The sequence below is a fragment of the Castellaniella sp. genome (genome assembly GCF_034007085.1).
Classification (GTDB): Bacteria; Pseudomonadota; Gammaproteobacteria; order Burkholderiales; family Burkholderiaceae_B; genus Castellaniella.
Map to the genome: position 1 here is coordinate 1 of NZ_JAVERO010000082.1, position 9,495 is coordinate 9,495.

Annotated in this window: 8 protein-coding genes; 2 read left to right on the forward strand and 6 right to left on the reverse strand. The window is 58.3% G+C overall.

Translation table 11 applies throughout. From position 1 onward, the window contains the following. Positions 1–131 precede the first annotated feature (131 nt). Together RBR29_RS08125 and RBR29_RS08130 are read left to right on the forward strand one after the other, a co-directional pair. Positions 132–2,465, forward strand: a complete 2,334-nt coding sequence (locus RBR29_RS08125) for a glycosyltransferase (protein ID WP_320348496.1) — start codon at positions 132–134, stop codon at positions 2,463–2,465. A 92-nt stretch (positions 2,466–2,557) separates the two neighbouring features. Beyond that, positions 2,558–4,039, forward strand: a complete 1,482-nt coding sequence (locus RBR29_RS08130) for an IS5 family transposase (protein ID WP_320348497.1) — start codon at positions 2,558–2,560, stop codon at positions 4,037–4,039. A gap of 58 nt (positions 4,040–4,097) precedes the next feature. On the opposite strand, the gene RBR29_RS08135 is transcribed toward RBR29_RS08130, so the two are convergent. The 6 genes from RBR29_RS08135 to RBR29_RS08160 form a co-directional block, all read right to left on the reverse strand. Then, entirely contained in the window at positions 4,098–5,663 is a 1,566-nt protein-coding gene (locus RBR29_RS08135; protein WP_320348498.1) for a DUF5677 domain-containing protein, read from the reverse strand. Between the two features lie 441 nt (positions 5,664–6,104). After that, positions 6,105–6,758, reverse strand: a complete 654-nt coding sequence (locus RBR29_RS08140) for a hypothetical protein (RefSeq protein ID WP_320348499.1) — start codon at positions 6,756–6,758, stop codon at positions 6,105–6,107. Between the two features lie 69 nt (positions 6,759–6,827). After that, the gene (locus tag RBR29_RS08145) at positions 6,828–7,097 is read right to left on the reverse strand and encodes a hypothetical protein (RefSeq protein ID WP_320348501.1); all 270 of its coding nucleotides are present in this window, start codon (positions 7,095–7,097) and stop codon (positions 6,828–6,830) included. A gap of 2 nt (positions 7,098–7,099) precedes the next feature. After that, the gene (locus tag RBR29_RS08150; protein WP_320348503.1) at positions 7,100–7,282 is read right to left on the reverse strand and encodes a DUF2158 domain-containing protein; all 183 of its coding nucleotides are present in this window, start codon (positions 7,280–7,282) and stop codon (positions 7,100–7,102) included. A gap of 163 nt (positions 7,283–7,445) precedes the next feature. Next, positions 7,446–8,966: a type IV secretion system DNA-binding domain-containing protein gene (locus RBR29_RS08155; RefSeq protein ID WP_320348504.1), complete on the reverse strand. Its 1,521-nt coding sequence runs from the start codon at positions 8,964–8,966 to the stop codon at positions 7,446–7,448. 94 nt (positions 8,967–9,060) lie between these two features. Beyond that, a partial coding sequence (locus RBR29_RS08160; protein WP_320348506.1) for a hypothetical protein occupies positions 9,061–9,495 on the reverse strand: 435 nt, incomplete at its 5' end.

Below are 9,495 nucleotides of genomic sequence, written 5' to 3' on the forward strand. Positions count from 1 at the left end.
CTGGCGACGGCGGGATCGGCGCTGGCCTATTGTGTCGCACTGGGTCTGCATACCTTCAGTACGGAAATGTCCGAATGGGGCTATCTGCTGCTGATGCTGGCCTTTGCCTGGCAACCGGTCCGGGGGGCTTGATGGCCCGGCGCGGATCGATGGGGGCGCTGGCGCGCAATGCCGGCGCGCTGTACGGGGTGCAGCTGGCATCCTATCTGGTGCCCTTGCTGGAAATCCCGATCCTGGCACGCGCGCTGGGGCCCGCCCTGTACGGGCAGATTCTGTTCTGCCAGGGGCTGGCGTTGACGGCGTCGGTGGTGGCGGAATACGGCTTCAATCTGAACGCGGCCCAGCAGGCGGCGGTGCGGGGCGATCGTGCGACGCTGGCCGGTCTGTTCGCCCAGGTGATGGGGGCCAAGACGCTGTTGGCCGTGCCCATGATCGCCATCGGGCTGTTGGTCTGGATGGGCGGCTGGGACGGTGTCGCGTTGGCCGATCCGGCGCTGGTGCCCTTCGTGATCGCGTATTTCCTGGCCTTCGGCTACAGCCCCATGTGGTATTTCCAGGGCGTGGAGCGCATGGCCGGGCCGGCGGCGCTGGACGTGGCGTTGCGCTTGGGTGGACTGGCGGTGCTGGCCTGGGCGGTGCGCGGGCCGGGGGATTTTCATGTGGCGCTGTGGATCCTGGCGCTGCCACCGCTGCTGAATACGGGCCTGACCCTGGGTTGGGCGCGGTGGCAGCTTGGCCCGGGGCGGTGGGATTGGCGGGGATCCTGGCGCCAGTTGCGCGAAGGCTTTCATTTTTTCGTCTATCGCGGTGCGGGCAGTCTGTCCATGGCGGCGGTGCCGGTGGGCCTGGGGATGGCGGCCGGTCAGCATGCGGTGGGCGTGTTCGGGCCTGCGGAAAAACTGCTCAAGGGCATGGTCAGCCTGGCGCAGCCTGTGTTGATGGCCTTGTATCCAGTCTGCGCCCGTACGGTAGGGCGGGGTGGCAGGGCCGCATTTGGCGGGGCGGCTCGTCTGGTGTTGATGCTGGGGCTGTTGGCGTGGGTCGGGACCCTGGTGGGCCTCTGGCTGGGGCCTTGGGTACTGGGGTTGATGCTGGGCGATGGGTTCCAGGAAACTCAGGTGGTGTTTGGGTGGCTGCTGGGTCTGGCGCCTGTGCGCGTGCTGAATCAGGGTCTGGCGCTGTTGCTGCTGATTCCAGCTGGGCGTGCGCGTGCGGCCAGTTATGTGATTTCCGGTTTTTCGCTGGTGGCGGTGCTGGTGGGCGTCATGCTGTCGCGCTTTTATGGTGGGCCTGGCATGGCAGCAGGCCTGCTGGTGGGCGAGGGTTTGCTGTGCGGGGCGCTGTTGTGCATGGCATGGCGTCTGGGGCGGGCGCGGCGGTCCAGGGATGTCGGGGTGGCCGCGCAGGGCCGACTGCGCATCCTGTTGGTGTCCACCGGGCTGAACATGGGTGGCGCGGAACGCCAGGTGGTGGACCTGGCCGACAGCCTGGCGGCTCAGGGCCATCGGGTGATGATTGCCTACATGGTCGATGGGGTGGCGCTGCGGCCGAAGCATCGACGCGTCAGCCTGTATCCGCTGCATTGCGCCAAGACGCCCCGAGGTCTGCTGCGCGGCTATGCGCGCCTGGCGGCCATGATCTATCGCTGGCAGCCGGACGTGGTGCATAGCCACATGGTGCATGCCAATCTGCTGGCGCGGCTGGCGCGGTTGGCCGCGCCCATGCGCCGTCTGGTCTGCACGGCGCACAGTAACCGCGAAGGGGGCCGTGCGGTCGTGCTGGCTTACCGCGTGACCGACGCGCTGGCGGACGTGACCACCCATGTCAGCCACGAGGCTGCCGCTGAATACGAGCAGGCTGGTGCCGTGCCCGCAGGCGGCATGGTAACGGTCTACAACGGCATCGATGTGCGCCGTTTCCAGGATGCGCAGGATGATCCGGGCGACAGGATTTGGCCGGGTGTGCCTGGGCGCCGACGCGTGCTGGCGGTTGGCCGTCTCGTCCCGGAAAAGAATCAGGCGGCACTGCTGCGCGCCTTTGCCCTGGTGGCCGATGACCACGCCGATACGGACCTGTGGATTGCGGGGGATGGTCCCCTGCGCGCGGATCTGGCGACACTGCTGACCGAACTGGGGCTGGCTGGGCGGGCGTTCCTGATGGGGGAACGCCATGATGTGCCCGAATTGATGCGGGCGGCGGACTTGCTGGTGCTGTCGTCCCGGGTGGAGGGTTTCGGCCTGGTGGTGGCCGAGGCGATGGCATCGGGCACGCTGGTGGTGGCCACCGACGTGGGCGGTGTGGCCGAGGTCATGGGCAATCAGGGTTTCCTGGTGCCGCCGGATGATGTCGCGGCGCTGGCGCAGGGGATATCAGATGCGCTGCGCATGGAGCCATCGCGGGCGTTGCTGCTGGCGGCCTGTAATCGGGCCTATGTAGTCGGCCCTGAAGTATCCATAAGCCATTGATAGCATGAGACAATACGGTCAATAAACACCGCCAAATCTTCCAGAAGGCCCCCGCAACGAGGCAGTTTTCTGGGAGAAACGCCAAACGACCCATGACCCAAATCGACGATTTTTTCCGCAGTCGGCTGGATCAAATGATTGATCTGCGTAAACCCCTGGCGGTGCTTGCCACGCACATTCCTTGGCAGGAACTGGAAGCGTCGGTGGCGCACCGGTTCGCACGCCAAGTGCGCACCGGCAAAAAGGTTTCGGATATGGATCTTTTTGGGCCGACGGTCGCCGTGGTGGGCGGTGGGGTTTCAAACGCAGGACGGCCACGCCTGCCCATGCGGCTTATGATTTCGCTGCTGTATCTGAAGCACACCTTCAACGAAAGTGATGAAGGTGTGTGTGAACGCTGGAGCGAGACGCCGGTGTGGCAGTACTTTTCTGGCCAGGAGTATTTTGAGGACCGTCTGCCGTGTGACCCAAGCGCCATCAGCCGGTTTCGCGGGCTGCTGGGCGAAGAAGGTGTGGAAGAACTGCTGGTGCAGACCATCATGGTGGGGATGAAACTGGGGCTCATCGAACGCCGGGCGCTGGAGACGGTGATTGTGGATAGCACCGTGCAACAGAAGGCGGTGGCGTATCCGACCGACAGTCGCTTGCTGGAAGTGGCCCGCGAGCAGCTTGCGCAAGCCGCCAAGGGTCATGGCATCTTGCTCAAGCAGACCTACGCGAAGGAAGGCGGGGAACTGGAAAGAAAGGCAGGCCGTTATGCGCATGCCAAGCAGTATCGGCGCATGCACAAGACAATCAAGCGCCAGCGCACGGTTCTGGGCCGCCTGGCGCGCGATATCGCGCGATCCAAAACGGTGCTTGCGCAAAGCGTTCAGGATGCGCTGGATCCGTTGCTGGCCAGGGCCCATCGGATCGCGGCACAGAGCCGTCGCAAAAGCGGTGTCAAAGGTAAAGACCGCATTTACAGCTGGCATGCCCCGGAAGTCGAGTGCATCGGGAAAGGCAAAGCCCATACCCCGTATGAGTTCGGTGTGAAGGTGGGGATCGTCACGACCTTGAAGGGCAATCTGATTGTGGGCGCACGCAGCTTCCCGGGCAATCCGTACGACGGTCACACGCTGGCTGAAGCCTTGGAGCAAGCCACGATTCTGATGGAAGCGACCGGTGTGCGACCAAAGACGGTCTATGCCGATCTCGGTTATCGGGGCGTAGATGGAGAGATCCCGGATTATGCGCTGAAGCACCGGGGCAAATACAAACGCCTGACGCCCGAGGAGCGGCTGCTACTCAAACGGCGCCAGGCAATTGAACCGGTGATCGGGCATCTGAAAAGCGATCATCGTATGAATCGTTGCCATTTGAAGGGTCAGATCGGCGACGCGCTGCATGCGGTGTTGTGCGCGGCCGGCTTCAATATGAAATGGCTGCTGCGCATGATTGCCCGCAAGGGCATCCGCCCTTTTTTTATCTCATCTTTTTTGGCGTGGATCCGGCAGCGGATCCAGCATCTGACCCGGTGGGGTGAGCTACCCCGCCAGAATTGGACGCCTCAGAGCGCCGGAAATCCGGCTTGATGCGGCGAAAATGAATTCTTCAGGGACGACTACAGAGTTCGCTTTCTCGTCGTTGCGATCATTTTGGTAAAACAACATCTTGCCGTTCTGCAGACGAGATGGCTATTTGGCTTATAGGTTGAGATGTGGGATATAAGACGTCAAGTAAATGAAGCATTTCATTGACCATGACTACAGCGTCACTTTCCATTGACGTTAGGTGACGATGAACAACACGGGGTATACGGTGTAAGCGATGCAAAGGGTTTTGGCACGTAATGAAGTTTGTGTCTCTTACAGCACCCCAGTGTGAGTGTACAAAAGTAGACGACCAAGAATAATATTTATCGTAAATTTCCTTGGCGCCACACTGCTGTGCCAGAGTCCGAAGATTTGCTTTTGCCCAATGACCGATATCAATGTCTAGAAATTCTTGCCACTTATCTTCGTTGGCAATCTGATGTAATGCATCTTCGTCAATAAAACCAGGTAGGTCACCCACCTCCTCTTGCGCCTTGAGGAAAGCTAGCTTCGCTTGACCTGCGCCGAATATGCGCCACCCAGACCAAAGCTTCTCGTCATCCTTTTGGCAGAGATAGCGAAGTGTGACATACGCTTCTACGAGTGATCGCAAGCCTAGCCTTCCGAGTATGCCTTTGTGGCATTGACTGGCACGGATCTCATCGATGATCGCCAAAGCGTAGAGGACTAACCCGAAGGAGGAATCAAGTCGGCTGTCAGTTCGAACACTCGTTCGGCACTCCATGAATCGATTCAGAACCTCATGGCGGATCGAGAGAATGTTAGCGGACTCAAGAGCAGTAGATGTCAGTTCGTCTTGTGTCGGATCGGTCGGATCAAGACAGATGGTTTTATCTGAGCACTCTTGCCAAAAGTCACTGATCCATTTCTCCCCTGGTTTTCGACGGAAGGTCATTTCCATGGACCGGATGGAAGGTCGGACCTTGCGCATATCTCCTCTGTTCGGAAACTCAAAAAACTCATGAATGCATTCTTCAAAGGCTGGTCCGAATTTAACTCTACCAGCCAGAATTGGAAGCATTACCTTGAACCATCGAATATCAGTTGAAGCTTCCGATTGATGATCAATGGTTTGTTCCATCGCTTTTGCTAGTGTCATCCAGTCGCCTTGATCAGGCTTAGCATCTAGGAAATGACGCCATCTATCCACCCCTGGAATCGAATCTAGCAGTATTAGGGGCCTTAGCGCAGCATATCCTAAAGGATGTTGGAGTGGAATCTGGAGAAAAATTTCGAACTGTTCGTCAGGCAGTTTCGCCAATGCGTCAAGATCCAGGATGGTCGAGAAATACATCATATCTTCCGAATCTGCGCTTTCCGATGGTGCTTCAAAGGCGACTCCACCGTCGGCGAACCACTTCGCGACATTCTCCAAGATCGCACGAAAGCAGCTTAGATATTGCTCGCGCGGGAAAATCGCACATATCAATGCAGCCCATAGCATCGGCGGTAGATGATCGTCCGTCCACGATGACATTTGGACTTTCTCCATCTGCATAAATGGTGGACGTAACTTAGAGCCCTCTCGCTTATGTCCGCTTAATTTGCTGTAGTTGTAATCGCGATATTTAGATTTTCGTCTCGCGCCTTTCTTTTTACTCATCTAACGCTCCTCACATTTAAAGAGTGAAGCAGAAAATTAAAATGCCCAACTGTCTCTGAATGTAACCATACACTCATAACTCCCAGTTCAGAAGCGGTTGTTGAAAGGCAGCTTTGGGTCGAAAGCGGGCACTAGCGAACGACTGTTTTCGACCCAAAGCAGACTGACAATAACGCCTTAATAATTAAGATGCGTCGGTTTGAAGGAATGTTTAGACCTGTGTCGGCGAGAGCCGGGTTGCCATAAGCCGGCGAGCCTTTGAAATGTCGAGCTCGTGCTGCCAGAATAGTCATAGAAGCGGCACACCTCGATGGCAGCTGCTACTGGTCCGTAATAATGGGTCGAGAGCTGGCCAGCGTGGTACTGAACAACCATAAGGTCCTCGATACGGCCGATGGTGTATTCACTAATTGGGACGAAACCGGCGGCTTGGACGAATTGTTAGGATTTACCGTGAGTCCCTGAAAGATCAGTTCGCTTCCGCGCTTCTGCGCTTAGGCTCATGACTTCATCTGCTGATGCGAGCTTCATGACGACAGCGCGGTAGGTTTCCAAGCCTTCCCTCAACTGACTGATCTCCTCTTCCGCCTTTTCCATGTTGAGGATTTCGCCATTTTCCCCTGCCATAACTGCGATATAGCGCGCTCGGTCGAGGTCTGATTTTTCGACCGGGAATATGGCTCGAAAGAAGAGCGCGGCACCGATGCCATGGAGTGATGTTGCACGGCTAAACTTGGACCCGACCACGGCGTATAGTTTTTCGCGCAGCTCTGGGCTAACCACTTCAAGAAACTCTTGCCCGAAGATAAGCTGAGACACCGCGCGCATGCGAAACGCTTGGCGCTTGAGCGCTACATCCCAAGCGGCTAATGTAGCTTCGGCATCATGATCCGACATAGTCTGAATTTTCGCGACTGGTTGGGGGCCGGCGTCGGTTACCAAGGCTGCTCCCTCGTCAACGAGGTCTTTGAGCAGGAAGTAGGTTTCGAGCATTGGAAGCACGGCTTCGCGCCGCTTCGCTGCGGCTTTCTTCGCAGAGGCATCAACTGCGCCGCCGCGTAGCAGGTCTACAAGAGAAATTAGTTCGCCGAACATGTTTTAGCAAGTTCTAACGCCTGGGTTAAGCTGCGCCGTTAGGCGTCGGCTTGAACGAATTTTTAGAGTCTAGTACTGTTGTCGCCCTGGCTCATCATGCTGCTCTCGGAAGCGCCACATACGCTCAGCTCTCTCCCAGATTACTGAGTCGCCAGTGAGCTTTTTGAACGCTGAAAGAATCTTCCGGCTAATTGCAAGATTGCCATTGTCGTTCAGGTAAACGAAGTCTTCTCCGAACTTGGATTCAATATCGTAGACAACGGTCTCTTGGTAAAGGTACTTCTCTCGCTGCAGTTCGTCCAACATCCACTTGGCAACATCATCAGGAGTAGTCGTCATGGCTAGGGCTTTCCTTTTTCTTCTTGATAGATCAGCACAGCCTCAAGTGGGAACACTCCATTTTCCTTTTTACTGCCAGCAAACCAAGCCGTCCGAACGTGTTCTTCGAGCACCTCCGTCACGGTCATTTTTGGCCCACCGGACTTCAACCCAACGATGTCGCCGATCCTAAACTTTTCAGCCACTGCCATCTCCCTACGAGTGAATCAAGAAATTGTCAGTAACAAAGTAACTCAATTATAGCGATTGAGGAAGGGGAGGCTCACCCCATTGTCAATTGGGAGGCAAGGACACTACCGGCCTTGGGATTTTTGTCTCGCCCAATTGTCCGCTTTTGGCCGATAGCAGTCATTGCGTATGCTGAAATGCAGATGCCTGTATAGCGTACCGCTGGAATGGCATCTTCACTCTCGCAACCGGCAAGCCCCCCGCCAACGCCACATACCCCTCCAGCACCGGCAGCGCCTGAATCTGCGCGGCTGTTACCACATCCTCCACCGTCCGATCCATATTATCCGAAGTGTTCCGATGATCGACACTGCGGCTGACGCTGTATTTTGGCCGCTCGACCTCGTGCTTGCCAAGGCTTTCGCTCATGTCGCGGGCGGTCTGCGGATCGGTACGGGATCCGCCCAGTACGACCAGGTTGCGAAAACTCGCCCGGATGGTGGTGGCCATTGTCCTGCCATACAGGTGTTCGAGCTGGGATGTGCTCTGTAGGCCTGCGATGATGCGTAGCCCATTCTTGCGGCCTTTGGTGAGCCCCGCTTCCAGTGAGGGCAGGGCCTCCAGGCTGGCCAGCTCATCGATGAATAGCCACCAGCGCCTGTCGGTGCCTTCGGGCATGGATAGAATCGATGTGATGAAGACATCGGCCCAGGACGACACCAAGGGCCGCATGGAGCTCATCATGTCTTCACGCCAGTTGATGTACAGGTTTCCGCCGTCAGGCTGGTCCAGCCAATCGCGGATAGAGAAGGGGCCTGGCTTCATGCTGGTGTGTTCCGACAGTTTGTTGGAGAGCACAAATCGGGCCGACGACAGTGCCTTGCTGGCTTCGCTGGATCCGACGAACAGGGATTCGGCCAGAGTCCCGTCCAGGAACTGCTTCAGCACCTTCGGATCCTCGATGGTGCACAGGCGAAACAGATCCATGATGCTGGCCTCGGTGCCCTGCAGCTGGTACAGCTTCTTCGCGGTTTCGCGCAGCAGCAGCCGCCCGAAGTCATTCCATTCTTCGGCGTTCTTGTCCTGGCTCATGGGCACCAGGGAATGCGCGAGGCGCTTCCAGTCGTAGTCGGCACGGACTTCGTTGAAGAAGGACCAGCCCTGTGTTCTGGCGTCGTAGGGGTTGAGGAGCACGTCGCCGGGTTGCCAGAATTTGCTCAGCAGATCGCCATTGGGGTCGATGACGATCATGCGGTCGTTGCGTATAGGTGTTTGGCCTAGCAGACGGTGCCGATGACCGCGAGATCGCGCGAGCACGGATGCCGCCATATTGCGTAGCAGCACCGACTTGCCGGACCCCGTAGCACCGCTCACCAGCAGGTGCAGGTTTTCATTGGCCGTGGGCATGGGGATGCCCGCCACGTCGATCTGCTGTTTGCCGGGTTCTGTGCAGAGCTTTGCCAGGTGCTTTGCCGTGGTCATCCGGGTGCCACGCACGAAACGCTTGTAGGCGGCCCCCTCGAAACCTTCGGTTCTTGTGGTGCGGCCGATGAACAGGATCAACGCCAGGGCCAGCACCAGGCCTACGCCCAGGGCCCCGTAGAGCAGGGGGTAATCCGGGGTGAGTTTCATGAAATGCCAAGCCATCTGGCGATTCCAGTCGCGCCAGGCGATGCCGCTGCCGTAGGTGGCGGCGGTCATCCAGGCTCCGATGGGAAAGAGCGCCATGGAAATGGCGGCAATGCGCCGCCGGGTGATGGGGGAAATCAGTGTAGACATGGGTGCCCTCGCAGAATCAGGGGATCAGCCACTGGCCCAGCGCCAAGCCTGCCAGTAGCCCGCCCAGCACACCGGCGGCACCGCCAATGACCACGGCGATGAGCGCCATGCGCTGGGCAGCTTGGTGCGTGATGCGGGCACACTCGGCGGCCTCCTGGGCCAGGCGATCCAGCCGGGTGTTGGTCGCATCCAGCATGGCCTGGATGGCTTGCTGGTGCTGTTGGTGAATGGGCTTGGCGGTGGCTTCCAGGGTGTTCGTGAGATCCCGGGCCAGTTGCTTAGGCAAAACCTGCTGTGTGTCGGCCACGGCCCGGATCTGCTGTTGGGCAGCATCCAGGCTGGTGCTGACCGCTTCGAGCCGATCCACGAGGCTGGCGACTTCGCCCAGCACATCGTGGTACAGCAGATCGAGCTTCGTGCGGGCGTGGCCTGGAGCCGAGCCTGGGGTCTG